At 66.8% G+C, this 25,604-nt stretch carries 27 protein-coding genes; 14 read left to right on the top strand and 13 right to left on the bottom strand.

From position 1 onward, the window contains the following. Positions 1-23: 23 nt before the first annotated feature. Entirely contained in the window at positions 24-761 is a 738-nt protein-coding gene (locus ACLHG5_RS10350; protein ID WP_411318714.1) for a MarR family transcriptional regulator, read from the top strand. 23 nt (positions 762-784) lie between these two features. Here the strand turns inward: ACLHG5_RS10350 and ACLHG5_RS10355 are convergent, their stop codons facing one another. Next, the gene (locus ACLHG5_RS10355) at positions 785-1,291 is read right to left on the bottom strand and encodes a GNAT family N-acetyltransferase (protein ID WP_411318992.1); all 507 of its coding nucleotides are present in this window, start codon (positions 1,289-1,291) and stop codon (positions 785-787) included. Positions 1,292-1,896: 605 nt separating this feature from the next. Here ACLHG5_RS10355 and ACLHG5_RS10360 point away from each other — a divergent pair. Then, the gene (locus ACLHG5_RS10360) at positions 1,897-2,211 is read left to right on the top strand and encodes a hypothetical protein (protein WP_411316815.1); all 315 of its coding nucleotides are present in this window, start codon (positions 1,897-1,899) and stop codon (positions 2,209-2,211) included. Between the two features lie 70 nt (positions 2,212-2,281). On the opposite strand, the gene ACLHG5_RS10365 is transcribed toward ACLHG5_RS10360, so the two are convergent. From ACLHG5_RS10365 to ACLHG5_RS10380, 4 genes are all read right to left on the bottom strand, one after another. Next, positions 2,282-2,728 (bottom strand): hypothetical protein, encoded by a 447-nt coding sequence (locus tag ACLHG5_RS10365; protein ID WP_411318715.1) that lies wholly within the window; start codon positions 2,726-2,728, stop codon positions 2,282-2,284. Between the two features lie 604 nt (positions 2,729-3,332). Then, positions 3,333-4,418, bottom strand: coding sequence for a zinc-binding dehydrogenase (locus ACLHG5_RS10370; RefSeq protein ID WP_411318716.1), 1,086 nt, complete (start codon positions 4,416-4,418; stop codon positions 3,333-3,335). Positions 4,419-4,502: 84 nt separating this feature from the next. Next, positions 4,503-4,859, bottom strand: a complete 357-nt coding sequence (locus ACLHG5_RS10375) for a DMT family transporter (RefSeq protein ID WP_411318717.1) — start codon at positions 4,857-4,859, stop codon at positions 4,503-4,505. Continuing rightward, complete coding sequence (locus ACLHG5_RS10380; RefSeq protein ID WP_411318718.1) at positions 4,859-5,173, bottom strand: DMT family transporter; 315 nt, start codon at positions 5,171-5,173, stop codon at positions 4,859-4,861. Before ACLHG5_RS10380 ends, ACLHG5_RS10375 begins: the two co-directional genes overlap by 1 nt. Positions 5,174-5,264: 91 nt before the next feature. Between ACLHG5_RS10380 and ACLHG5_RS10385 the strand changes: the two genes are divergently transcribed. Then, complete coding sequence (locus ACLHG5_RS10385; RefSeq protein WP_411316809.1) at positions 5,265-5,855, top strand: TetR/AcrR family transcriptional regulator; 591 nt, start codon at positions 5,265-5,267, stop codon at positions 5,853-5,855. 37 nt (positions 5,856-5,892) lie between these two features. Here the strand turns inward: ACLHG5_RS10385 and ACLHG5_RS10390 are convergent, their stop codons facing one another. The 3 genes from ACLHG5_RS10390 to ACLHG5_RS10400 form a co-directional block, all read right to left on the bottom strand. After that, the gene (locus ACLHG5_RS10390) at positions 5,893-6,354 is read right to left on the bottom strand and encodes an RNA polymerase sigma factor (RefSeq protein ID WP_411318993.1); all 462 of its coding nucleotides are present in this window, start codon (positions 6,352-6,354) and stop codon (positions 5,893-5,895) included. 32 nt (positions 6,355-6,386) lie between these two features. Further along, positions 6,387-6,935 carry a hypothetical protein gene (locus ACLHG5_RS10395; protein WP_411318719.1) on the bottom strand — a complete coding sequence of 183 codons (549 nt, stop codon included), beginning with the start codon at positions 6,933-6,935 and terminating at the stop codon, positions 6,387-6,389. 93 nt (positions 6,936-7,028) lie between these two features. Beyond that, positions 7,029-7,436 (bottom strand): hypothetical protein, encoded by a 408-nt coding sequence (locus ACLHG5_RS10400; protein ID WP_411318720.1) that lies wholly within the window; start codon positions 7,434-7,436, stop codon positions 7,029-7,031. Between the two features lie 472 nt (positions 7,437-7,908). On the opposite strand from ACLHG5_RS10400, the gene ACLHG5_RS10405 reads away from it, so the two are divergent. Further along, a complete protein-coding gene (locus ACLHG5_RS10405; RefSeq protein ID WP_411318721.1) occupies positions 7,909-8,223 on the top strand; it encodes a hypothetical protein in 315 nt (104 codons plus the stop codon). Between the two features lie 88 nt (positions 8,224-8,311). Here the strand turns inward: ACLHG5_RS10405 and ACLHG5_RS10410 are convergent, their stop codons facing one another. Next, positions 8,312-9,358, bottom strand: coding sequence for an NAD(P)-dependent alcohol dehydrogenase (locus tag ACLHG5_RS10410; RefSeq protein ID WP_411316791.1), 1,047 nt, complete (start codon positions 9,356-9,358; stop codon positions 8,312-8,314). Positions 9,359-9,522: 164 nt separating this feature from the next. Here ACLHG5_RS10410 and ACLHG5_RS10415 point away from each other — a divergent pair, with 164 nt between their 5' ends. Then, the gene (locus ACLHG5_RS10415) at positions 9,523-9,801 is read left to right on the top strand and encodes a hypothetical protein (RefSeq protein ID WP_411318722.1); all 279 of its coding nucleotides are present in this window, start codon (positions 9,523-9,525) and stop codon (positions 9,799-9,801) included. Between the two features lie 88 nt (positions 9,802-9,889). On the opposite strand, the gene ACLHG5_RS10420 is transcribed toward ACLHG5_RS10415, so the two are convergent. After that, positions 9,890-10,438, bottom strand: a complete 549-nt coding sequence (locus tag ACLHG5_RS10420; protein WP_411318723.1) for a TetR family transcriptional regulator — start codon at positions 10,436-10,438, stop codon at positions 9,890-9,892. Positions 10,439-10,522: 84 nt separating this feature from the next. Here ACLHG5_RS10420 and ACLHG5_RS10425 point away from each other — a divergent pair, with 84 nt between their 5' ends. Then, positions 10,523-11,269, top strand: coding sequence for an SDR family NAD(P)-dependent oxidoreductase (locus ACLHG5_RS10425; protein ID WP_411318725.1), 747 nt, complete (start codon positions 10,523-10,525; stop codon positions 11,267-11,269). Next, a complete protein-coding gene (locus ACLHG5_RS10430) occupies positions 11,266-11,703 on the top strand; it encodes a nitroreductase/quinone reductase family protein (protein WP_411318726.1) in 438 nt (145 codons plus the stop codon). Before ACLHG5_RS10425 ends, ACLHG5_RS10430 begins: the two co-directional genes overlap by 4 nt. Before the next feature lie 18 nt (positions 11,704-11,721). Here the strand turns inward: ACLHG5_RS10430 and ACLHG5_RS10435 are convergent, their stop codons facing one another. After that, entirely contained in the window at positions 11,722-12,507 is a 786-nt protein-coding gene (locus ACLHG5_RS10435) for a coniferyl-alcohol dehydrogenase (RefSeq protein ID WP_411316782.1), read from the bottom strand. A 215-nt stretch (positions 12,508-12,722) separates the two neighbouring features. Between ACLHG5_RS10435 and ACLHG5_RS10440 the strand changes: the two genes are divergently transcribed. After that, on the top strand, positions 12,723-13,895 hold the full coding sequence (locus ACLHG5_RS10440) for a sensor histidine kinase (protein WP_411316781.1): 1,173 nt from the start codon (positions 12,723-12,725) through the stop codon (positions 13,893-13,895). Then, a complete protein-coding gene (locus ACLHG5_RS10445; RefSeq protein WP_411316780.1) occupies positions 13,892-14,551 on the top strand; it encodes a response regulator in 660 nt (219 codons plus the stop codon). The genes ACLHG5_RS10440 and ACLHG5_RS10445 overlap by 4 nt, the downstream gene beginning before the upstream one ends. A 35-nt stretch (positions 14,552-14,586) precedes the next feature. Here the strand turns inward: ACLHG5_RS10445 and ACLHG5_RS10450 are convergent, their stop codons facing one another. Continuing rightward, positions 14,587-15,366, bottom strand: a complete 780-nt coding sequence (locus ACLHG5_RS10450) for an SDR family NAD(P)-dependent oxidoreductase (RefSeq protein WP_411318727.1) — start codon at positions 15,364-15,366, stop codon at positions 14,587-14,589. Positions 15,367-15,656: 290 nt separating this feature from the next. On the opposite strand from ACLHG5_RS10450, the gene ACLHG5_RS10455 reads away from it, so the two are divergent. From ACLHG5_RS10455 to ACLHG5_RS10465, 3 genes are read left to right on the top strand one after another with little or no spacing between them, the layout of a single operon-like run. After that, positions 15,657-17,009 (top strand): MFS transporter, encoded by a 1,353-nt coding sequence (locus ACLHG5_RS10455; RefSeq protein WP_411316778.1) that lies wholly within the window; start codon positions 15,657-15,659, stop codon positions 17,007-17,009. A 41-nt stretch (positions 17,010-17,050) separates the two neighbouring features. After that, a complete protein-coding gene (locus ACLHG5_RS10460; protein WP_411318728.1) occupies positions 17,051-19,510 on the top strand; it encodes a glycoside hydrolase family 2 TIM barrel-domain containing protein in 2,460 nt (819 codons plus the stop codon). Continuing rightward, positions 19,507-20,988, top strand: coding sequence for a family 43 glycosylhydrolase (locus tag ACLHG5_RS10465; RefSeq protein ID WP_411318729.1), 1,482 nt, complete (start codon positions 19,507-19,509; stop codon positions 20,986-20,988). The genes ACLHG5_RS10460 and ACLHG5_RS10465 overlap by 4 nt, the downstream gene beginning before the upstream one ends. Here the strand turns inward: ACLHG5_RS10465 and ACLHG5_RS10470 are convergent. Beyond that, positions 20,985-21,941 (bottom strand): LacI family DNA-binding transcriptional regulator, encoded by a 957-nt coding sequence (locus ACLHG5_RS10470; protein ID WP_411316775.1) that lies wholly within the window; start codon positions 21,939-21,941, stop codon positions 20,985-20,987. The two genes, ACLHG5_RS10465 and ACLHG5_RS10470, sit on opposite strands and share 4 nt — an antisense overlap. A 129-nt stretch (positions 21,942-22,070) precedes the next feature. On the opposite strand from ACLHG5_RS10470, the gene ACLHG5_RS10475 reads away from it, so the two are divergent. Together ACLHG5_RS10475 and ACLHG5_RS10480 are read left to right on the top strand one after the other, a co-directional pair. Next, entirely contained in the window at positions 22,071-24,350 is a 2,280-nt protein-coding gene (locus ACLHG5_RS10475) for a glycoside hydrolase family 3 N-terminal domain-containing protein (protein WP_411318731.1), read from the top strand. Then, positions 24,347-25,603 (top strand): glycoside hydrolase family 1 protein, encoded by a 1,257-nt coding sequence (locus ACLHG5_RS10480; RefSeq protein ID WP_411318733.1) that lies wholly within the window; start codon positions 24,347-24,349, stop codon positions 25,601-25,603. Before ACLHG5_RS10475 ends, ACLHG5_RS10480 begins: the two co-directional genes overlap by 4 nt. Position 25,604 lies beyond the last annotated feature (1 nt).

Consider the following 25,604-nt stretch of genomic DNA (forward strand, 5'->3'; position numbering starts at 1 on the left):
CCCGAGATGGATAGGTTTGGAGCATGGAGGTCAGCAGCGGCACCCAGTTCGCGCAGCTCCTCGTGCGCGCCCTCGACGTCATGGTCGACGAAGTTCTCGTCAGCCTCGAAAGTGCCGGACACCCGGGACTCACGGTGGCGAACGAGTTGGCGATGCAGGCGATCGACCACGGAGCATCCAGCGCCGCAACCCTCGCCCGCGAGACCGGGGTCAGTCGACAGGCCGCGGCGAAGACGATCGGCACGCTTGAAGCGCTGGGATACGTGACCCGGGACGTCGACCCAACGGACGCCCGCAAAAAATATCTGCGTGTCACACCGCGAGGGCACAGTGCCATCAGCGTCGGGGCAGCGGCTTTCGATCAAATCTTCGATCGCTGGAAGCAGCACAACGGACCAGCCTCCAGCGAAGTGATTGCGGCGCTAGAGACGTTGATCACGACAGGCCAGCGCAACCGCGACAGTGACGAGCGCCCGATAGACAGCGTGCGCCTGACGGGCCAACTCATTTGCACGTCAGACGACGAGGCACGACTCGTCGCGGACCACCTGCCGACCCATCTGGCGCTGACTCGAGCGGAGCCCGGATGCATCCTCTTCGACGTTACGCAGACGGCCGACCCTCTGACTTGGCAGGTGGAGGAACTCTTCGAAGACGAGGCGGCGTTCACAGCTCACCAAGACCGGGTCGCGAACAGCGAGTGGGGGCGGGTCACAGCGATGATCGAGCGACGCTATTGCGTCGAAGGCTTGTCGGGGTGACCGTCCTCCGTCGCGCTGCGCCGTTAGTCATGAAGGAGCGTTTGGTAGAGGTTGTGGTCCTGCCAGAGGCCCGCGATCTTGAGGTATCGAGGGGCCATCCCGATCTGTTCAAAGTCTGCATTGAGAAGCACCCGCTGAGAACGGTGGTTGCTCAGCAGCGTGCTCGCTTCGATCCGGTGCAGACCGAGGTCGTCGCGGGCCAGCTGGACGATTGCTTTGACGGCAGCGGTGGCGAGCCCTTTGCCCCCGTACTGTCCGTCTACCCAGTACCCCAGCGCTGCGCTCTGGAACGGACCTCGCACTATCCCCGCGAGATTGAGCCGACCAACAACAGTCACGCCCTCGAACAGTCCGAGCGAGTGCCCGCTGCCCTCCGAGCTCGACGCGATCCGCGCTGCTATGTCTCTCGACTGCGCATCCTCGGTGAAGAAGTTCTTCTCCCGACTCGGCTCCCATGGCGCGAGGTGGGCACGGTTACGCGCATACGCCGCTGCTAGCTCCTTCGCATCGTCAAGAGCGAGAGGCCGCATGTCGACCCGGTTCGTCAGGGCGATCGCAGTGAACACTGGTCCACTTTAATCGCGGGCGCAGCCAGCGTTGGGCGAGGCACCCCCCCTGCAGACGGATGACTCGGCTTGCACAGCGCGGGTCACCAGTCAGCGGCATCGACCAAGCCGTAAAATAATGGAGCATGCCCCGTTTTCCGATTAACCGATCCGTAAATATCGGGAGCACATTGCCCGCGGAAGAGTCAGCGCGTCGCGTCTCGGCCTACATGAGGCGCCTGGGCAACCGGCGCCCTGCGAATCCGGGGCTCGATGGAGAGGGAGAGATCGGCTCCCGGTTCGCCTACCGACTGCTCGGAGCAACCCCATGGGGCGTCGCGCGACTGCCCATTCGTTGCTCCTGGACCGCCGCCTCTGCGGCAGGTGGTAGCAGCCTGAGGCTCGAGATGACGAGCAACGAGGGCGCGGCACTGTTCGCCACGACCTACCATGAACACGCTTTCAACGTTCGGTTCGCCGAGATCACGGACGACTTGCATGCACAGCTGGCCTGAGCTTCGAAGTCAGAGCTCATCCTCATCACATGGGGCGAGCGGATCGCCAAGCGCTGAAGAGATGGAGGAGTCGGGATGGCTGTTGCCGGGTTGATCATCGTCGCTGTCGCCCTGGTTCTGGCGGCCCGAGCAGGGCTGGTCGAGACGCGCATCGCGGGCAATCAGACCATCCCGCTGTGGATAAACCGCGTCGGCTACAAGAAACCCTGGGCGAGCGTGTGGCCCCTGGGAACGGCGATAGCCGTGCACGCCGTCGGGACGTTCTTCTGTCTGGCCGCGTGGGGGTCGATCGCGATGTTCATCACACCGCTGGTGTTCGTGCCCCCGTTCATCGTCATTGCGCTGCACAACAGGTCCGCACGGGCGGACGCCAGCGCGCCCACCGGATAGGCGGAGTTGGACGGTCTGACCCAGAGGCGGCCGTTTGCAGCGCGCGTCCTTCTATCGTCTCGGTCGCTCTTCATTCGTGTTCGCTGCGTCGGACCTGGCTCCACAGATCACCCAGTGTCGCTCTCTGGCCGCGAATCGATGAGCCAGCTCTCCGCAACTCTTGTTCCTCCGCCTCGGTGGCCGCGACTTTTCTCAGAAAATTGTGCAGGGCTAAGCCGGTGACGTGACCGAAGGGCACGGTGACGAGTAGCTCGACAGGTGCGTTCGGGTGTCGCGAAATAAGCTCGCGAGCCTGATCATCGTCGGCACCCTGGTAGAGCACCGATACGACTTCCTGTGATAGCGCGTCATTGATGGCCAAGTCTGTTCTCGTATCGGCCGATCCTTGGGTCGCGAGGATGCGCGCCACCCCGTCGGGGAGGCCCTCCCGACACGCCACCTGATGAACCTCGACGGGTGTTCCGTTCAGGGCGAACCAACGGAGCACCTCCTGGGGCACCGGCTGATCCCACAGCATTTCGCGATACTCATCGTGCATCAGGAGTTGCCGGCGAGGCGCCAGCGCCGCCGCTGGCCGGAGATCAAATTTCTTGCTTCAGTCATTCGGCCACCTTGGCGGAAGCCCATCGGACAGACGCACACTTGAGTCCGGACGAGTTGGTTCGCCGAAGTCATCAATGCGCCTCGTGAGCGGTGCGGCTAACCGATGAGCCCAGCCTCGCGACGGTGTCTGAAGATTCCGTAAGCGGTGAGACCCAGTCCCCCGTAGAGAGGAACGCTGCCGAGGTCCCGAAACCGCGTCTCGCGCGGCACGTCTGCTGCCACGTAGTAGGCGCACTCGATGCCCAATGGGACGAGCGAATACCGATAAGTCGGCGCCGTTCCATGCGACACGTCGCCAGTCGTTCGGAAGACGTCGAGCCCGAGATCCACGCAGTAGTCGGACGGACGGTTGCCAACCGCAAACAACCCGACGAAAGCGATAGCGGACGTCAGAAGAACGACACCGCAGGCGATAAGCGCGAGCGTGACTTTCGACTCCCGCGATCTGTTCTTCGTCACGTCTCCCCGGCCCCCGGTCGGACGGCAGTCGCGGGCCCACACGACGTGCTCGTCATAGCTCAGTCCGCATCCGGCACGTAATGAGGAACCACCACGACGTTGCCGACCCGATCAACGCCGCGGAAGTGTTCCTGCGCCGCCACGATGTCGGCGAGCGGAAATGTGGCGGCGAGGAGGGGCCGGATCTCGTCGCGCTCGACATACGAGACGACATCCGCGAACACGGTGTCGTTCCACGTGGTGGTGCCGACGAGGCGCAGATCGTTGAGATAGAGGGTGCGGAGGTCGAGCTCGACCGTGGGTCCGGCGATGGCACCGGAGGTGACGTAGGTTCCGCGTTGGCGGAGGGAGGCGAGAGCGCCGCCGAATCCGGGGCCCGCGACGTTGTCGAAGACGATGTCGACTCGGTCACCGCCCAGGGCCGCCTGCAGGTCGGCGTTGCGGTCGACGACGTGCGACGCACCCAGAGAACGCATCGCGTCGTGTTTGTGGGGGCTCGCGACGGCGATAACTTCTGCGCCGCGTCGGCGGGCCAACTGGATCACTGCGGAGCCGACTCCGCCCGACGCACCGGTCACGAGCACCCGATCGCCCGGCCCGAGGCCGCTGCGCTGCACCATGTTCTCGGCGGTTCCGTAGGAGCACGGGATGGTCGCCAGCTCGGCGTCGGACCAGTCGGAGAGCAGGGGGAAGACCTCGGTCGCCGGGACGACCACATACTCGGCGAACGCGCCATCGCAATCGGTTCCGAGCCAGCGCGGTTGCTGCTGGTCGTCTCCGGTCATGCACGATCGGATGAGTGCGCGCCACCCGATGGGAGCGTCGACCACGTCGTCACCCGCGGCAACCACGATGCCGCAGCAGTCAGCCCCCTGGATCAGCGGAAACGTCGTCGCCCCGTTGTACCCACCGGGCGCGCTGCCGGACGGCGCAGCGTTCTGACCGGTCGGCGTGGTGTCTGACGAGTCATACCACCCGACCCGGGTGTTGATGTCGGTGTTGTTGATTCCCGCGGCAAGCACCCGCAGCAGCACGTCACGGGGGCCGACCGAAGGCACCGGAACCCTCCGGAGTTGCAACTGCTCCGGCCCGCCGACACCCGTCGTCACCACCGCGGTCATCGTCTCGGGTAGCGCGTAGGTCATGAGTACATCCTCTCGTCCGCTTCTGAATCGACGAGGCCGTTCGGGCTCGGGTCTCCTTTTCGGGCCCGGCGGGCGGTCACCCGCTCAGTGGGCGGTGAGCTCGTCGTCGGCGGTGGGCACCGGGGTCGACTTGAGGAGATTCAGCGCGATGACGGAACCGACTATGCCGGCGAGGAACAGCACGCGCAGCACGGTGACCGGTTCGCCTTCCGTGAGCATGCTGTAGGTGACGGTGAACGCCGCCCCGAGCCCCGCCCAGATCGCGTACGCGGTGCTGATGGGGATGTGGCGCGTGGCGTAGCCGAGGGTCGCCATCGAGGCGGCCAGGGTCACGAGAAACACGATGGAGGGCATGAGGACGGTCAGTCCCTCGCTCTGGCCGAGCGCGGTCGCCCACACCGCTTCGAGCACGGCGCTGATGAGAAGGATGATCCACGGCATCAGCTGACCGCCTTCAGTCCGATGACCGATCCGATGAGCACGGCGAGCACGAGCCCGCGGGCCACGGTCATCTTCTCCTGCTTGCGGATGACGGCGATCAGCACCGTCAGCACGGCGCCGATGCCGACCCACACCGCGTAGGCGGTGCCGACCGGGATGTCGTTCATCGCCAACGCCAACCCGATCATGCTCAGCACGAGCGCGACCACGAAGAGGATCGTGGGCCTGCGTTTCGTGAAGTTCTTCGACGCCCCGAGAGCGGACGCCCAGACGGCCTCCAGCACCCCCGCGACCACTAGCAGCACCCACGCCATGATGTCCGTCCTCGTCTCCGCCGACCATATCCGTACGGTCGTGCGATTACAGTTCTAGCACACATCCGCACAGTTGTGCCACTATGGATGCATGCCCCGCACCATGGATGCCGACGAACGGCACCGCATCGTGTCCGAAGCCGCCTGGCGGGTGCTCGTGCGGGATGGCCCGGCCGAGCTGTCTGTGCGAAAGGTCGCCGCCGAGGCGGGCCTTCCGCCCTCATCGCTTCGCTACACGTTCCCGACGCAAGCGAGCGTGCGGGAGGCGGCCGTCGGCCTTCTCATACAGCGGCTCGCGAAAAGGGTCGAACGAGCGGCGTCGGCGGAACGAAGGCGCGACAGTGCGCGCGCGATCCTGCTCGAACTGCTCCCCCTCGACGAGGAGCGCCGAGCCGAGATGGAAGTGACGGTCGCCTTTCTCACCCTCGCGATGACCGACCCCTCCCTGCGCGAGGCCTACGAGCGCACCCACGAGGCCGTGCGCGACGTCTGCGCCCAGGCCCTCGCGCACCTCGGCGCTCACGCGGACCGGATCGACCTCACGCACGCCGTCATCGACGGCCTGGCCTTCCACCTCCTCGGGCGAAAGACCGGCAGCGATACCTCCGCGGCGGTCGCGGCTCTCGACACCCACCTCGATCTGATCGAACCGACGACCGGCGTCACTCGCTCTGCTCTTTGACTCGCTGTTGTCGACGGTGGCGGCGAAGGAGCCACCGTCACCTCGGCACGGGGGCGAGCGTTTCGCGAAGTGCCTCCCTCGCCCGCTGATACCGGCCCCGCGCGGTCGACGGGGGTATCCCGAGCAGGTTCGCGGCGTCGGTGATCGAGAACCCGTCCCAGTGCACGAGCCGCACGAGCTCAGCCAGATCCGCTTCGAGGCTCTCGATCGCATCCCGAATCTCGATCCCGGTGTCTGCGGGAGGGGCGCCCCGCATCGACAGAGTGCTGCGCAGCTTCGCGGCGAGATTGGACCTCCGCACCTGAGTGCGCTGCGCGTGCAGCAACACGTTTCGGGCGATCCCGAACAGCCACATGCGCGCCTCGTCGGGGGTCACCGGCAGCGTGTCGACGCGCGTCCACGCGACCGTCATGACCTCCGCGGTGGCGTCGGCGGCGTCTTCCCGATCGAGCCTGCGGAGAAAAAAGCGCAGAAGGTCGGCCGAGGAGTCCCGCAGCACCGCCGTCAAGCGATGACTGTTGTCGCTCGACCTCACGAGCAGTTGCCCTCGCCGCCGATGCCCGACCACTTCGTGTCGAGATCGTTCGCGATCAGGGCCTCGTCTATCCGGAGGTGCACCGCCCACCACAGCCCTGTCTCATAGGCGTGATCATCTGTGGCCGTGTCCCCCTCAACTCCCACGTGGGCCGCACCCGCCGCCACTTCTCGATCGTCGAACTCCACTCCCGCGAGAGCGTCTCGAATGACCTCGTTGACGTCGTCGACATCCTCGCGCGCTCCCCGCACGTCTCCGACTCGGATCTCGCACTCGGCACCGCTGGGCAACTCGTAGGTCGTGGCGTAGAGCGCATCGGTCTGCGCCCAGGGTGACCACACTCCGGTCGCGGCCGCGGCGGCCATCGCCCCTCCTCCGAGCAGCATCGCCGCAAAAGCACCCGCGGCGACGGGCCGCGCATATCGACTTCGCCGGCGCGGGGCCGATTGGTCGGCCAGGTCAGCGACCATCCGCTGCTCCGCTGCCGTGAGATCGCCGGCAGGGTCGCTCTTGTCGAGCAGCTCATCGAGTTCGTCTCTTCGCATCTGTTTCTCCGATCGTGGAATGCTCTCACCCCGTACATTCCCGGGAGTCGGCGAAACGTCCGGCTGGTCAGCGAACCGCCTCGGCCCCCTCCATCAGTCGACCGCAGCGAAGACGACGACCGACGACGTGGTCTCGTCGAGCACGAACTGCAGCGCGGCTCCTGGAGCAAACTGCGCCACGAACTCTTCCGGCATATCGTCGGTGACTCGCATCTCGACCGAGGCGGGAAATGGGCCCGCGCCGCAACCGTAGGAAACGGGCCCGCTGTACGAGGTATCCGTCGCGTCGTCGACATCCTGGGCGCGAGCCACGAAGAGGCACGCGTCGTCACCTCCGGGCGAAAACAGCGAAGAAACCGCCGATATCACCACGAGACCGTGCAGCTCTGAATACCCTTGCGCACCGTCCGCGCCCGTCAAGAAAGCGGCGGTATCCGATTGCTCGAGGGGGCTTTCTGCCAATCGAGCCACCAGCTCGGCACCATCGACAGGCGGGCTCACGTCGAGTCTCGGCGCGACCGCTGACGCAATCGCCGCACTGAGCACCATCGCAACGACGAGGGAGATGCCCCACCACAGGGTGAGGCGCCTCCGCGAACCCACCGAAGTCGACTTCTCGGCGACGGCGCGCGACGGCGCCCCGTCATCCACATGGTCCTCTGTCGCCGGGACTACGGATGCATCGATAGATGCGTCTTCGGTCGCCGGTGCGCCCTGCTCGGGGAGCGGAGCACTCGGGCCGGAGTGTGCGGCTTCGAGCTCGCGCAAGCGGCGGACCGCATCCGCGTCTTTGTGAATATCCGCGTGTGGCCCGTAGGCGCGGCCGCGAAGTACCCGGAGCTCGTCAACCGAATCGTGAGTCATTCCCTCATTCTGAGGGAGCCCGGCTAGCGAACCGAGGACGGAACAGTTTCGGTCGCGGCGTCTCGAGCGGCGACCGTCGACGGAGGCGCCCATCCGCGACAATGGCAGGATGACCGGGCACCGTGAGCCCCCCGCGGCGACCACGCCGCGACGCCGAGTGCCGGTCGTCGCCGCCGTGCTGATCGCGGCCGCCACCCTCAGCCCCATCGTGCCCCTCGTGCTGAGTTCACTCGGCCGGCAGGGGCCGATCGGACTCTGGTTCGTCACCCCCGCCGTGCTGTGCGCGATCGGGGGCGTCGCGGCGCTGCTCGATCGTTCGGTCGAGCGCGGCACACGCATCGGGTGGGCCGTCGTCGCGGTCTCACTCGGGGTCGTTGTCGTTCCCGTGTGGTGGTTCCTGCTTGTCCTCTTACTCGGCCCCTGAAGCGATCACCGGCGAAGAGGAAATCGGAACGACATCAGACGACGAAGCGCCCCCGCGGATTCGCGGGGGCGCTTCATGAGAGGGGTGGTTACGCGAGCGTCGCGGTGTCGATGACGAAGCGGTAGCGGACATCCGAGCTGAGCACTCGCTCGTAGGCGTCGTTGATGTCGTCGGCGCTGATGAGCTCGGTCTCGGGCAAGATGCCGTGCTCGGCACAGAAGTCGAGCATCTCCTGCGTCTCGCGGATGCCGCCGATGGCGGAACCCGCCCAGCTGCGACGCCCCGGGATGAGTGCGAACGCGGGCACCGCGAGAGGCTCCGACGGGGCACCCACGTTCACGAGGGTGCCGTCGACCTTGAGGAGGCCGAGGTAGGCGCCCATGTCGACTTTCGCCGAGACGGTGTTGATGATGAGGTCGAACGAGTTCGCGAGCTCGGTGAAGGTTTCCGCATCCTTGGTCGCGTAGTGAGCCTTGGCTCCGAAACGAAGCGAGTCCTCCTTCTTCGAGGTCGTCTGCGAGAGAACGGTGACGTCGGCACCGAGGGCCGCAGCGATCTTCACACCCATGTGGCCGAGACCACCGAGGCCGACGATGGCGACCTTGGTGTCGGGGCCAGCCTGCCAGTGGTGCAGCGGCGAGTAGAGCGTGATGCCGGCGCAGAGCAGCGGCGCGACCTTCTCGAAGTCGAGGCTCTCGGGCACGCGGAGCACGAAGTCTTCGGTGACGACGACGGCCTGCGAATATCCGCCCTGCGTGATGGTGCCGTCGGCCGGGTCGACGCCCGTGTAGGTTCCGACGTTGCCCTCGGCGCAGTACTGCTCGTCGCCGCGGAGGCAGTACTCGCACTTTCGGCACGAGTTGACCATGCAGCCCACGCCGACGCGGTCGCCGACCTTGTGCTTGGTGACCTCCGAGCCGACCTCGGCCACGGTTCCGACGATCTCGTGGCCGACGACCTGCGGGTACTGGATGTCGCCCCACTCGCCGCGCACGGTGTGGATGTCGGAGTGGCAGATGCCGGCGTAGGCGATGTCGATCATGACGTCGTGCGGGCCCACATCGCGGCGCTCGATGGTGGTCTTGACGAGGGGTTCGGTCGCGGACGGTGCCGCGTAGGCGTTGACGGTGCGCATGGTTCTCCTGAGAACGTTCGGGCAAGGGGGAAGCGGGGGCTTTGGCGATGCTAGATGGGGTTGTCTGTCAGGCGTGTGTGAGTGCAACCATTCTTTGCGTCTGCACGCTCGCCCGCTGAAGCGGAGGCCGTCGGTCGCGCTGACGTATCCGACAAAATGGATGTATGGAGCCCGCCTCGAACCATCTCGTCGCCGACCTCGAGGAGCCGTCGGGCACCCGTGCTCGGCGCATGATCCGTCGAATGTGGGCTCTGCTGCGCGCGGTGTGGGGTGACGTCGATGTCGACGCCGACCTCGTCGTGCGCCGCCGGGCGAGTGGGGCCGAGGTTCTCCGCACTCCTGCGGACGTCGGCGACCCGCATTACCTCCTCGAAACGGTTCGCCAAGATCTCGAAACCAAGACCGTCGACGAGTTCGTGCGCGAGTGGCGCCTGGTCGACTGAGGAAGACCGCTTCGGTCGACGAGGCCCAAGAGGACGCGAAGAGGCCAGACGTCACCATGCTCGATGCAGTGAACACTGCGACCTCGGCTCAGGCTCGGGCGCGCAGCATCCGCTCGACGGCCGTGACGACCGCGTGGCGACGAGCCTCCACTCCCGGCCCCTCTTCGAGACCGGTGAGCCCGCCAGGCGAGAGCTGCCAGGCCTGCGCGATCGCGTAGATGAAGACCAGCACGTCGATGGCCGACAGTGGGCTGGCAGCCGCCGTCGCTACGGCGAGCGTCTTGTTGCGATAGATCTCGCGCGGCTCGGCTGTGGCCTCGGGGCGCTCGAGTTGGGCCCACATGCTCAGCCGGAGCACTTCGGGAAAGCGCTCGTGGTGGTCGAAGACATCCCCCGCCCAGCCCGCGAGGTCGTCGGGGCGCGGGGGGACATTGTCGGCCATCCGCCGCAGCGCCTCGGCGAGGGTCGCATCGAAGAGGCCGCTCTTGCCGCCGTAGTACGCGTAGATCATGCGCACGTTGCTCTGCGCCTGGGCGGCGATGCGCTCGACGCGTCCGCCGGCGAAACCGTGGGCAGCGAACTCGACGGTCGCTGCGGCGAGGATGCGCTCTTTCGTGGCTTCGGCGTCGCGGGCCATAGGTCTCCTTCGTGGTGCAGTTGACGACGGCTAGGTCGGATGGCTAGTTTATAAGTAAGCGTTCATTTACTTATTGGAGACAGCATGCCCCGAATCGCCTTCATCACCGGAGCCAATCGCGGCCTCGGTCGAGCCACCGCTCTCGCTCTGGCCCGAAACGGACTCAGGATCGTCGTCGCCTCGCGGGGCGACGCGAGCGACGTCGTGCACCAGATCGTCGACGCGGGCGGAGACGCCATAGCGATTCGATTGGATGTCGCAAACCTCACCTCAATCGAGGCGGCACGCGTCGCGGCGCTCGCGAGCATCGCGCAGAAGTGGAACGCCACCACCATCGACGTGCTCGTCAACAACGCCGGGGTCGGGCTGTTCGCGCCGCTCGGCGACATCTCGGCCGAGCATTTCGACACCACCTTCGCCGTCAACGTTCGCGGACCGCTTTTCGTCACGCAAGCCTTCCTGCCGCACCTGTCGGAGGAGGCGTGCATCGTCAACGTGTCGAGTTCGCTCAGCAGACACGTCAGCCCGGCGACATCCGTCTACGCGGCATCGAAGAAGGCACTCGAAGCACTCACCCGCAGCCTCGCCCTCGAACTCGGCCCACGCGGCATCCGGGTCAACTCGATCGCCCCCGGGCCGACCGCGACCGACTTCAACGGCGGAGCCATGCGCGACAGCGACGCCATGCGCGAGGCACTGTCGGGGCAGACCGCTCTCGGGCGAGTGGGCGAGGCGGATGAGATCGCCGACGCGATCCTCGCCCTGGTCTCGCCCGGGCTCCGCTGGGCGACCGGAGAGCGCCTCGAGGTCTCCGGCGGTGCGCTGCTGTGACCGAGAAAGCGTCGGCCGCAGATGAGCGCATTCGGCGAGCGCTCGCCATCACCCCGTCGTCGTCGGCATCCGCTCGCACCGTCGACATCACGACCATCGGCGCCAAGACCGGGCGCGAACGCCGCATCGAGATCTGGTTCTACCGCGTCGACGACGAGATCTACCTGACCACTCAGCCGGCGAGCCGCAGCTGGTATGCGAACCTCCTACAGAACCCGCAGTTCACCTTCCACCTCAAGAACTCGGTGCGCGCAGACCTCCCGGCGATGGCGCAACCCGTCGTCGATCGAGACGCGCGCCGCCGCGTATTCGAATCGGTCATCGTCGACCTCAATCAGCCGAGGCACCGTGCGTACATCGCGCAGCCCGTCGAACCGCTCGAGGAATGGATGGCGCGCAGCCCCCTCATGCACGTCACCTTCCTGCTGAGCTGATCGCGCTCATCGAGACGGTCACGAGCCCGACGTAGCGAACAGGGCACTGTAGCCCCCGTCCACCGCGAGGTCGGCACCGTTGACATACGAGGCTGCCGAGCTGTTGAGGAAGAGGAGGGGGGCCGCCTGCTCGTCGACAGTCGATGGTCGACCGCTCGGCCGCAGGCTCCCCGCAAGCATCTCGGGTGGGAATGCCTGCTGCGCGGCTTCCAGCAATGGCGTCTGAACCACTCCCGGGCTCACGAGGTTGCTCCTGATTCCGCGGGTGACGAGCTCGCCGGCGAGCGCGAGGGCCCACACGGTGAGCGCTTCTTTGCTGAACGGGTAGCCGTGGCCCGCCTCGTCGACGTTCGCTTCGTACCAGGCGACACCCTCGTCGAAGCCGTCGGTCTCGACGAACCCCCTGAGGAGATCGACGCGATTGCGCCACCCCGCCGCGTTGCTCGACGACACGCTCACGATCGCGGAGCCCGAGGGCATCAGGGGAACGATCATCTCGGTCAGAAGGCGGGGCCCGAGAAAGTTCACCCTGACGATCTCGAGGGAGGAGAGCGTGGGCGGTGCGCCCGCGCAGTTGAAGAGCGCATCGATCGGTGCCTGGATGTCGCGCACCGCGGCCTCGATCGACTCCGGCGACGCCAGATCCACCTCGTGAAATTGCGCCACCGGCTCGGTCGGCTCGCGCCTGCTCAAGCCGATGACTTCGGCTCCTAGCGCGCCGAGCATCTTCGCCGTGGCCGCGCCCACTCCCGACGAGCATCCGGTCACGACGACGCGCTTGCCTGTGTAGTCAGTCGAGTTCACTGTGTCTCCTTGTCATGTAACCGGTGATCGATACTATTGACGCGCGTCAATGAATGGTGCCACACGCTCGTCGAGAGTCGGATACGCACCGGCGACCGCATCCGTCGAGACCACATTGACGCACGGCACGTCGACTGCCATCGCCCGGACGCACGAGACCGGGCTACTGCGCTAGCAGTACGACCGCCGCGACCCCTCGAGGAAGGATGGGCCAGATGTTCCTCCGCGAACTCCTCCGCGCCCCCGCCCCCGGGCTCCCGGTCGCGATAGCCCCGCGGCGCGCCGCGCTCATCACGGTCACACTCATCGCGCTGAGCGGCTGGATCAACGTGGCGATCCCGCTTCTCGGGGCCGGTGATCTCGTCGGGGCCGCGAGCCCACTGCTCGGCATCGCGGGGGCGATCCTGTCGTTCCGCTCGTGGCGAGTGGGCCTGGTGCTGTCTGCCCTGGCCCCTGTTCTGGCTTCGGCGGCCGGGAGGGACCCCGCCGGCACAGGCATCCTGTGCATCTTCACCGCACTCCTGCTCGCCCTGCGCGGCGCCTCGCCCCTGCTCGTCGGCGGGGTCGTGACTCTCGCCAACCTCATCGCCGCTCTGTCGCACTACGGCTTGACCGAGGCTGCGGGGCGATGGCCCTCCGTGGTCGTGCTCGGCGCTGCTCTCACCGCCGCGATCGGGGCTGCCGTGCGTTCGCGAGCCGAGGTGAGAGACGGCCAGGAGCAGCACGAGCGCGACGTGAGGTGGAATCAGCACCTCACGGTGCAGAACGCGGTCGCCGAGGAGCGCATTCGCATCGCCCGCGACCTCCACGACAGCATCGGCCACGGCATCGCGGTCATCAGCATGCACGTCGGCACCGCCGAGATGACGGCACAGACGACCGACGTCGAAACGCAAGAGTCACTGCGCGCAGCGCGCACGGCTATCAAGTCCGTTCTCGAGGAGACCCAACACACGCTCCAGATGCTCCGCGTGCCGAGCGACGCGTCATCATTCGGTCCCATCACCGGTCCGCACGCTCTGACCGAGATGATCGAGAGCTTCCAGACCGCCGGACTTCGCGTGCACTGCCGGATCGACGAGCCCCTCGTCACCGTTCCCGATCGGATCCGCGCCGCAGTCTTCCGGATCGCGCAGGAGATGCTGACCAACGCGCAGCGCCACGCCGCCGGCGAGGTGACACTGCGCATTCAGCACACGGGCGATGTCGTGACGATCACCAGCAGGAACGCGGTAGGGCGCGCGGAGGCTGCCGGAGGAGGTCACGGCCTCGTGGGGATGCGCGAACGAGCGGAGTCCCTCGGCGGGAGCCTCTCGCTCCGATCGACCGACGACGTCTTCGAAGTCACGGCGACGATCCTGGTTCCGCACGCGGAGGTCGAGTCGTGATCCGGATCATGATCGTCGAGGATCAGGACATCGTTCGCACCGGCCTCGCAACCATCCTCGGATCTCCCGAAGATTTCGACGTCGTAGCGCAGCATTCCGACGGGCTCGCCGCCCTCGCGAACCTCACTTGCGCCCGCCCGGACGTCGTGATCATGGACATCCAGATGCCGGGGGTCGACGGTGTCGAAGTGACCAGACGGATGATGGCGATGTCGGTCGACTGGAGTTTTCGCATTCTCGTCTTGACGACGTTCGAGAGAGACGACAACGTCGTCAACGCTCTGCGCGCGGGCGCTGAAGGCTTTCTGGGCAAGGGAGCCGCGCCGACGGAGATCATCGATGCGGTCCGCTCCGTCGCTGCCGGGGGCCACGCCCTCTCGGTGACCGCGCTCGAAACGGTGATCGGGCACGTGGCCCACGAGCGACGAGCGCCCGCAGATCCCGACATGGTGCACCGCTTCGACGCCCTCACCGCCCGGGAGCGCCAAGTCGTCGAAGCCCTCGTGCACGGCCTCGACGGCGACGCGATCGCCCGCCGATTCTTCGTCTCGCCCTTCACCGTCAAGACGCACCTGAATCGATCGATGACGAAGGTCGGCGCTCGGGACCGCGCGCAACTGGTCACCTTCGCGGTGCGTGCCGGAATCCACCCGTGAGCGTCGCCCGCGACGAGGCACGCGACGCGCGCGATTCACGCCGAGATGAGCGCTCCCCCGTCGGCGTGCAGATTCTGTCCGGTGATCCAGTGACTGTCGTCTGACGCGAGAAAGACGATCACCGGGGCGACGTCGGCGAACGCGTCGCCCGCGCGGCCGAAGGGGTTCGCCACGAACGCCTTGCGAACGTGCTCCTGCACCGCGGGCTCGAGCGTCGCGAGCCCCTCCGACACGTTCTCGGTCATCCCGTTGGGACACACCGTGTTGACCCGGATGTTGTGAACGCCCCATTCTCGCGCGACCACGCGGGAGAGCCCCCGAACCGCTTCCTTCGACGCCGCGTACGGGGCGTAGAACGCGTCACCCGCGATGGCGGCCTCGGAGGCGAAGTTGATGATCGAGGCGCCGGCGCCCGGCTTGTCTCGCATGTGCGCAAAGCACAGCTTCATGAGATGCCAGTAGGCGTAGACCGAGCTCCGCATCTCGATGTCGAGATGCTCGATCGTCTTCTCGAGGAACGGGGCGGGGATGGTGATCGTGTGGGCGTTGTTGACCAGCACGTCGATCGTGCCGAACCGCTCCGCCGTCGCGCCCACGAACGAGGCGAGGCTGTCGTAGTCGGTGATGTCAACCGTCATCGCGAGAACCTCCGCTCCGCGCTCTTCGCACACGCGTCTCGTTTCGGCCAGCTTCTCCTCGCTGCGCGCGCAGATGGCGAGCGCGGCTCCCTCGTCGGCCATTCGCAGCGCTTGCTGCTTGCCCAGGCCGCTCGAGCATCCGGTGATCAGAACGACCTTGCCGTCGAGTTTTCCCATGGTGTCCGTGCCTTCTTCTCTGGTTCGTGTTCGTGGTTGTGGTTGTGGTTCAAGGCTCACCGGCGCGACGACCGGTGTCGTCATCCCGACGGAGTCGCCTCGTTACTGCGATCGCAGTACGCGGCGCACCTCGACCCCGAGCGAGAGCGCCACGAGAAACCTCCCGTTGACACGCGACAATGCGCCGTGTTCTACTCGTTGTCACGCGTCAACGAGCCGAATCGCCGGCGCGGAGGTTCCAGGCCCTCCATTCGAAGAAGAAGCCCTGGTCGGATGACGAAGGAGTCCCCATGTCTGACAACCCCAGCGCGCCCATGGTGCCCGGTGCATCGATCTCTCCCGCGCAGCAAGCGCTCGCAGCAGAGACCAAAGCCGAGCACACCGCGACCGGCACGATCCGCACCCCCGTGAAGCCGAAATACATCGTCTTCCTGCTGCTCGGAATGCTCGGCGCATACGTCGCGCTCGTCGCGCCGATCGGCTTCTCGCTCTCACTCCGCGTGCAAGAACTCGCGCCCGCCAACGTCGAGGTTCTCGGCTACATCATCGGTATCGGAGCGATCGTGACGACCATCACCGGACCGCTCATCGGTCTGTGGAGCGACCGGACCCGTTCGCGCCTGGGGCGTCGTCGGCAGTTCGCGCTCGGAGGCGCGGTGCTCGGCTTCCTGGGTCTCGTCGTCATCGCCGCCGCCGGAAACGTGCCCGTCGTGCTCATCGGATGGGTCTTCGCCGCCATGGGATGGACGGCCTCGATGAACTCGCTGCTGCAGTCCCAGGCAGACCGACTGCCCGAATCGCAGTACGGCCGTGTCGCCGGTCTGACCGGCTTCGTTCAGATGGCCGCGCCGGTGTTGGGAGTGGGTCTCGCCAGTGCGTTCGTCGGAAACAACTTTCTCGTGTTCCTCGTGCCCGGAGGGGTGGGGCTCGTGCTGCTCTTCCTCTGGTTCCTTCTGGTGCCCGAGCGTGACACCCGTCAGGCCGAGTTCAGCGAGCGGCTGAGCACCCGCAACGTGCTGCGCAGCATGGTCTTCAACCCGCGCCAGTACCCCGACTTCGCGTGGAACTGGCTGGCGCGACTGCTCTTCATGACGGGCGTGACCTTTTCCACCACCTTCACCTCGCTGTTCTTCGCGTCACGCTTGAGCGAAGGCGGGCAGGTCGCCGACATCGGCGGCGTCATCGTCGTCATCTCGCTCGTGAGCCTCGTCGTCACGGGTGTCGGAGCTCTCGCGGGCGGATTCCTGTCTGACAGGCTCGGTCGTCGCAAGATCTTCGTTCTCGCGTCGGGAATCGTCTACACCGTTGGTGCCCTCACGCTCGCGTTCGGCGGCAGCAACTTCGGGATTCTCATCGCCGGCTCGGCCATGACCGGGCTCGCGCTCGGCGTGTTCTCCTCGGTGGATCAGGCCCTCGTGCTCACGGTGCTGCCGGAGAAAGAGAGCGCTGCGGGTCGTTTTCTCGGAATCAACGGGTACTCGACGTCGATCGCGCAAGCCGTCGCCCCGCTCATCGCCGCACCGCTCATTCTCATCGGGGTCACCGGCGACGACAGAAACTACGGGCTGCTCTTTCTCGTGGCCGCGGTGTGCACCATCACCGCCGGGATCATCGTGCAGTGGAAAGTGCGCAGCGTGCGATAAGCCCGCCGACCACCCGCCACAATCCCCTTGGAGTCGAACAGATGACGAAGACGCTTTTCACCGACGACTGGACGTTTCACCGCGAGGGCGACGTGGAGGGCGTTCCCGTGCGCCTGCCCCACGACGCCATGATCGGCGAGCCCCGCGTCGCGCAGGGAGGCACAGACAACCACGGCGGGTTTTTTCCCGGCGGTGTCTACGTCTACCGGAAGCGGTGGACCGCCCCGCAGGATGTCGTGGAGCGCGAGTACTTCGTCGAGTTCGAGGGGGTCTTCGGCGAGTGTGACGTCGTCGTCGACGGCGTCCGGGTGGGCGGCAGCACCAGCCCCTACCGCGCCTTCCGGCTTCCGCTCGGCGTTCTGACCCCCGGTTCCGCAAGCCTCATCGAGGTGCATGTCGATAACAGCGCGGTGCCGAACAGTCGGTGGTACACGGGCTCGGGGATCTACCGACCGGTGTGGCTCGACTCCGTCGGTGCGGCGGCGATCGCGCAAGACGGCATCAGCATCGTGACGACGTCGGTCGACGGCGGGCCCCGGCACTCTGACGCATCAGTCGACGTGTCCGTCCGCGTGCGCGGGGCGTTGCCGCCGACCGCCCAGGTCGTCACAGAGTTCTCGTTCGACGGTCAGCTCGTCGCACGCCGGAAGAGCGGGGTGCAGGGCGGCATCGCCGCACTCGATGTGCCCGTTCCGTCGGCCCACCTCTGGTCTGCCGACCGACCCGCTCTCTATGACGTGCGCGTCTCCCTCGTCGTCGACGGAATCGAGCTCGACTCGCGGAGCGTGCGCTCGGGTATCCGCACCATCGGTGTGGACGCGCGGAACGGACTCCGCGTGAACGGGCGGCACGTGCTCTTGCGAGGCACCGCAGTGCATCACGACAACGGTCCGCTGGGGGCGGCGACGTTCGCCGCTGCCGAGCGACGCCGCGCGCGCCTGTTGAAGGAGGCGGGATACAACGCCATCCGGAGCGCCCACAATCCACTCTCCCGCGCCTTCCTCGATGCGTGCGACGAGATCGGTTTGTACGTCATGGACGAGCTCTCCGACGTCTGGTTCGGCAGGAAGACACCCCACGACGGGGCTCCGCTGTTCCGCGAGGAATGGCGAGCGGATGCCGCGGCCATGATCCAGGAGGATCGCAATCGGCCCTCCGTCATCATGTACTCGATCGGCAACGAGATCGCGGAAGCGGCGGTCGACGCAGGCGTCGACCTCGCCGAGGAGATCACCTCGTTCTTCACCGAGCTCGACCCCACCCGCCCGACGACGATCGCCGTCAACCCGCTCTTGGCGATGATGTCGGCGCGAGCGAAACCCAGCGACGATCACGAGGAGAAGCCCCTCGAGCGCACTCCGGCGACGAGCACCGCGGCCAACATGCTCACGGCGAAGCTCGGTCGCATGATGGTTCTCGCCTCCACCCTTCCCGCCGCCGACAAGGCCACGCGTGCCGCGTTCGACCGCGTGGATATCGCGGGATACAACTACGGATTCGCGAGTTACGCGCGCGCCAGGCGCCGATACCCCGACCGCGTCATCGTCGGAACCGAGTCGATGCACGGCGACCTGCCGGCGATCTGGAAGCGGGTCACCTCGGTTGCCGGTGTGATCGGCGACTTCAGCTGGACGGGCTGGGACTACCTCGGCGAGGTCGGCCTCGGGTACTGGACCTACGGTTCGGAGCCCGGCGGAATCGCCAAACCCTTTCCGGGTGTTCTCGCGGGCTGCGGGGCGTTCGACATCACTGGCTCCGCCGGCGCCACCGTTCTTCTCGCCCAGGCGGTGTGGGGCAGCACCGCGGAACCGGGGATCGCCGTGCGCCCCCTGGACCGAGCGGGGCAGCGCGCGAACAAGACACCGTGGCTGGCGACGGACGCGGTGCAGAGCTGGTCGTGGCGAGGGCACTCGGGCGTCGCCGAGGTCGAGGTCTACTCCGGCGACGATCACGTGGAGCTCCTGATCAACGGGCGCTCCCTCGGCCGCCGAACGGCCGGCCCGAAACGCGGCTACCTCGCACGATTCCGCGTGCCCTATGAGCCCGGCGAGTTGGTCGCGATCGGCTACCGGCGAGGCGTCGAATCGGGTCGCAGTTCACTCCGTTCCGCGGCACCGGCCCGCGTGCGCCTTCGCGCGGAGACCGACGAACTCCACGGGCCCGACGACTTGGCCTATGTGTGGGTCGAACTCGCCGACGCCGACGGGATCGTCGAAGTCGGGGCGGAGGACCGGGTGACCGTGAGCGTCTCCGGCGCGGGGACTCTCGCTGCCGTCGGAAGCGCGACACCGTCCACGTCCGAGAGCCTCGTCGCCTCGACCCGGACGACCTATCGCGGTCGTGCCATTGCCATCGTCCGCGGCGCGAACGAGAGTGGTGATGTCGTCATCACTGTCACATCCGAGAGACACGGTGAGACCGCGATGACCATTCATTCCCTCGGCGCCGAACCCACCGCTGCGCCAGTCGGGGCCACGAACACCGAGGAGACGTCACTGTGACTCCGACCGAACCGATTCTCGCCGGGTTCTACCCGGACCCGTCGATCTGCCGGGTCGGTGAGACCTACTACCTGATCACCTCGAGCTTCGAGTACCTGCCCGGCATCCCGATCCACACGAGCACAGACCTCGTGGAGTGGCATTTCGTCGCAAACGCCTTGACGCGCCCGGGTCAGATTGCGGAGCACGGTGGGTACCCGAGCGCGGGTATCTTCGCTCCCACGATCCGCCACCACGCTGGTCGGTTCTGGATCATCGGCACGGATGTCAACGGCATTCCCCTCGGGCAGGGACACTTTCTCATCCACGCCACCGATGCCGCCGGACCGTGGTCGGATCCGGTATACATCTCCGGGGCGATGGGGATCGACCCCGACATCGCGTGGGATCGGGAAGGCACTGCCCACGTCACGTGGTGTTCACTCAACCCCGACGAGCCGGGCATCCTCTCGGCACCCGTCGATACCGAGACGGGCGCATTCCTCGCACCACCCCGGCAGCTGTGGCAAGGCACCGGGCTGTCTTTCCCCGAGGGCCCCCACCTGTATCAGATCGACGACTGGTGGTACCTGCTTCTCGCCGAGGGCGGCACCGAGCGCGGCCACGCCGTGACGATCGCTCGCTCTCGTAGCCTCGACGACCCGTTCGACGCAGCGCCGAGCAACCCCATTCTGAGCCACAGGAGCCTGCCTCACGAGGTGCAGAACACCGGGCACGCCGACCTCGTCGAGCTGCCCGACGGCACGTGGGCCGCCGTGCATCTGGGCGTGCGACCTCGCGGTCAGACACCGGGCTTCCATGTGAACGGGCGGGAGTCGTTCGTGGTCGGTATCGACTGGGTGGACGGCTGGCCCGTTCCGGACGAGACGCGGTTCACTGTTCCTCCCACAGACCGTTCGTTCACAGACCGATTCGACGGAGCAGCCCTGCACGGGCGATGGCTGGGGATCGGACGGTTCCCCGAGACCTTCACTCGCCTCGCGCCCGAGGGCGGTCTCCTCATCGATGCGGAGAGCCGGCCCGGGCGAGCGATGCTCGCGGCGCGCGCCACTGACGCGGTGTGGGCGGCGTCGACTCGATTCGACGCCGCAACGGGGGTCGGCAGGTTTCTCGTGCGGATCGACGACACGCACTGGTACGGACTCACCTACGACGGCAGCACTGTGGAGGCGACGATCGCCATCGGTCCGATCGAGCACAGCGTCGGGCAGTGGAGCGTCTCGCCTGGCACCGTTCCGACCCTGGTGATCCGCGCTAAGGCGCCGCGCCCTCTGCCCCATGGCGCGACATCGGAACCGGACCTCGTCGAGCTCGCGCTCGAGTCGGAGGGCACGGAGCACAGTTTCGGTGAGTTCGACGGGCGCTATCTCTCCACGGAAGTCGCGGGCGGGTTCACGGGACGCGTCTTCGGAGTGCAAGCGCTCAGCGGTCGGATTCGCGTGGATGAGATCCGATACGCAGCCGAGACCTCGCTCTAGGCGCTGGCCCGCTCGACGATCTCGACCCGCACGTCGACGTCGATCGGGGCGTCGTCGGACTTGTCGAGACCGCGGAGGAGTGAACGTAAAGACGCCGCGAGCACCTCTGACGCGTCGTAACCGACCGTGGTCAGGGGCGGGATCGTGAGCCTCGAGAGCGGCGTGTTGTCCATGCCGATCAGGGCGAGGTCCTCCGGCACCGACCACCCGCGTTGCGTGGCGGCGTAGAGCAGGGCCGTGGCGACATCGTCGTTGTAGCACGCGACAGCGAAACCCCGCTCCCCGAGATCGTCGAGGGCGGCGGCAGCAGACTCGGGCGTCACCCCGAGGTGGAGCACCCGCGGATCGGGAACACCGCGCCGACGGCACTCGTCGGCGAACTCGAGCTCCCGAGGTGTGCCGAAGGGGTCGGTGCGCTCGTCTTGCAGGTGCGCGTAGGCGAGCTTGCGGTATCCCTTGTCGATGAGGTGACGCGCTTGGATGGCGCCGATCTGTGCATTGACGTCGGCCCCGGACCTCGCGTCGGGTTGGATGACCTCGACGCCGCGCTTTTTGAGCGCGCTTTTCTGACCCTCGGGCATCCCGGTGAGAGTCAGCACCGCTCGAGGTTTCAACCCGGTGGCGAGTCGAGCGAGAGACTCGACGCTGTCTTCGGAGAGCCGGAGAAGGAGAGTCAGCCCGCGCTCGGCGAGCGCCGACGTGAGTGCTCCGTAGATGTCTTGCAGATTGCCGCCGAACGTCGTGTTGGGAACCAACACGATGACGAGGTCGCTCGACCCGCGCGCGAGGGTGCGGCCCGCGGCAGACGGGTGGTAACCGAGTTCGGCGACAGCGTCGGCGACCCGAGCGCGCGTCTCCTCGGTGAACAATTCCTCGTGCCCGTTGAGTATCTGGCTGACGGTCGACCGCGATACGCCCGCTCGGTCGGCGACGTCTTGACTGCGAGGGATCATGCGGTGTTCGCTCCTGGGGTCGATGCGCTACCAGGTTAACCGGGATTGACGCGCGTCATCGGTCGAGCCATACTATTGACGCGCGACAATGCGATGACAACGACGTTCGCACACGGACAAAGGATCCCGATGACCGACCTTCCCTATCAGGACGCCTCGCTGCCCACCGCCGCGCGCGTCGACGACCTGCTCGCACGAATGACGATCGAGGAGAAGGCGGGGCAACTGACCCAGTACTTCTGCTTCGGCGAAGTGCCGGAGGGCCTCGACATCGAGGCTCTGCCCGTCGAGCACCAGGCGTTCCTCCGTCAACCGCAGATGGTGGAGGCCGCAGCGGCACGGGGCGGCGTCGGATCTCTGCTCTTCATCAAAGACGCCGCCGTCGCCAACCGCTATCAGCGGAAGGTCATCGACGGAAGCCGCCACGGCATCCCGCTCATCTTCGGCTTCGACGTGATCCACGGGCTGCGCACGGTGTTCCCCGTGCCCCTCGCACAGACGGCATCGTGGGACCCGGCGCTCATCGAGGCGGCGCAGCGGGTGGCCGCACGCGAGGCGCGGGCATCCGGCATCCACTGGACTTTCGCCCCCATGATCGACATCGCCCGCGACCCGCGATGGGGGCGCATCGTCGAGAGCATCGGCGAGGACCCGCACCTCGGTTCCGCGGTCGCCGCCGCGCAAGTGCGCGGCTTCCAGGGCGACTTGAGCCACGAGAACGTGCTCGCGGGCCCCAAGCACTTCGCCGGGTACGGAGCCGCTCGCGGGGGTCGCGACTACGACGACGCCGAGGTGTCGGATGCCGAACTCCGGAACGTGTACCTGCCGCCCTTCGCGGCCGCCATCGAGGCCGGCGCAGAGAACATCATGAGCGCGTACATGGACCTCAACGGTGTTCCCGCGAGCGGCAACGCCTGGCTCTTGACCGAGGTGCTGCGCGAGGAACTCGGCTTCACGGGTTTCGTGGTCTCCGACGCCAACGCGGTGAAGTCGATGGAGGTCCAGCACTTCGCGGCAGACGCCACCGACGCCGCGGCGCGGGCGATCGATGCCGGGCTCGACATGGAGATGGCGGTGATGGATCCCGCCTTCGACACCATTCCCGCAGCGGTGAAGAGCGGCGCGATCACCGAGGGCCAGGTCGACTCGGCTGTGCGCCGCGTTCTGTCTGCGAAGTTCCGCCTCGGCCTGTTCGAGAACCCTTTCGCAGACGAGGACACCGCGGAGTCCATCCTCGTCGACCCTGCTCACCGCGAGCTCGCGCAGACATCGGCCGAACGCTCGGCTGTGCTGCTTAAGAACGACGGAACACTGCCGATCGCCGGGCCCGCCTCGATCGCTGTGATCGGCCAGCTGGCCGACAGCAAACGGGACACGCTCGGCCCGTGGGTGTTCGGTCACGTCACCGACGAGACGGTGAGCATCCTCGATGGCCTGCGGTCGCGGGTCGGCCCAGACGCCCGTGTCGATCACGCCCCCGGGGTCGGAATCCCCGACCGCATCTTCCCCTCGCCGTTCGACGCTCAGGATCCGGATCCGGGTGGGAAGGCGATCGGGGTGACCGACGATGACGACGCGGCGATCGAACACGCCGTCACCGTGGCGGCGGCGGCCGACGTCGCCGTCGTGGTGGTCGGCGAGCGACAGAACCAGATCGGCGAAACCGCCTCCCGCTCGACACTCGACCTCGCGGGCCGCCAGCTGGAGCTCGTGCAGAGGGTCGTCGAGACCGGCACGCCCGTGGTGGTGGTTCTGATGTCCGGTCGACCGCTCGACGTGCGGTGGATCGATGAGCACGCGTCTGCGATCGTGCAGGCGTGGTATCCCGGCACGCGCGGCGGTGACGCGATCGCGCGCCTCCTCTTCGGAGATGTCTCGCCCGCCGGACGACTCCCGTTCACGTGGCCCCGCCACGTCGGTCAGGTGCCGCTCATCTACTCGCACCTCCGCACCTTCGCGCCGGAGAACCAAGACAAGCGGTACTGGAACGAGCAATCGACTCCTCTCTACCCGTTCGGATACGGCCTGAGCTACGCATCATTCGACTACTCGAACCTGAGGCTCGAGAACGAGACGATCACCGTCGGCGGGAGCGTGGTGGTGTCGGTCGATGTCACCAACACGTCGGAGTTCGATGCCGATGAGGTCGTTCAGCTCTACATCCATCAGCGCTACGGCGCCTCGTCGCGGCCTGTGCGCGAGCTCAAGGGGTTCAGTCGTGTCGCGATCGCCGGCGGAGAGACCACGACCGTGACCTTCGAACTCGGTCCCGCCGAGCTCGGCTACTGGAGCGCGGCCACCAGAACCCGCGTGCAGGATGCCACCGTGCTCGACCTCTGGGTGGGCGGCGACTCGACGGCGCCCCTGTCTACGGTCCTCACCGTCGTTGCGAACGGAGCATCCGCATGACCACCACGCCATCCGCCTTTCCGACGGGGTTCTTGTGGGGAGCGTCGTCGGCACCCCATCAGAACGAGGGTGACAACACCAACAGCGACATGTGGGCGCTCGAGCAACTCGAGGGGTCGCCATTCCGCGAGCCCAGCGCCAAGGGGGTCGACGCCTACAACCGGTGGCAAGAAGACATCGACTTGGTCGTCTCGCTCGGGTTCACGGCGTTCCGGTTCGGGATCGAGTGGGCGCGAGTCGAGCCGGAGCAGGGCGTCATCGACCCGGACGCTCTCGCGCACTATCGACGGATCATCGATTACTGCCTCTCTCAGGGAGTCGACCCGGTCATCACGCTGCATCACTTCTCCAGCCCGCTCTGGTTCGCCCAAGCGGGGGGCTGGGGAGCGCCCGAAGCCACCGACCGTTTCGGTGCTTACGTCTCGGCCGTGACACCGATCCTCGAGGGGGTCACCTGGGTCGCGACCATCAACGAGCCGAACATCTTCGCGGTCATGCACCAGATGTCGATCCCCCTGCAGTACCCGGACCCCACCGCCGTGTTCGCGCAGTTGGCGGAGGCCCACGGTGTCTCCGACTCGGATGCCGGGCTCAACGCCTTCTCGATGCCCGCGCCGACGGAAGAAGCGGCGCGGATCATGCTCGCGGCCCACGAGCGCGCTCGAGCCATTCTGCACGAGAAGACGAGCGTGAAGGTCGGCTGGACGGTAGCCATCCAGGGGCTCGTTGCCCGCGAGGGTTACGAAGACCGGCTCGACCACTACCGCCGAATCTGGGAAGACATCTACCTCGAGGCGTCACGAGACGACGACTGGGTGGGCGTGCAGTCGTATACGAGCCAGCTCGTCGGACCGAACGGCCTCGAAGGCGCCCCTGCGGGCTCCGAAGTCACCCAGGTGGGGTGGGCGTATCGCCCCGACGCCCTCGAGATGGCGCTCAGACGCACGTGGGAGGTCACGGGGGGAACGCCCATGATCGTCACGGAGAACGGGATCGCCACGACCGACGACACCCGTCGGATCGACTACACGACGGGGGCGCTCGAGGGGCTGGCGCACGCTGTCGCAGACGGCCTCGACATCCGCGGTTATCTGCACTGGACCTTCATCGACAACTTCGAGTGGGTGCACGGCTACGACATCACATTCGGTCTCGTCGCCGTCGACCGCACGACGTTCGAGCGCAGCCCGAAGCCGAGCGCCTACTGGCTTGGCGAGGTCGCGCGCAGCAACGGCGCGACGATCGCGCACTGAC

The sequence above is a fragment of the Marisediminicola sp. LYQ85 genome (assembly GCF_046600695.1).
GTDB lineage: Bacteria > Actinomycetota > Actinomycetes > Actinomycetales > Microbacteriaceae > Marisediminicola.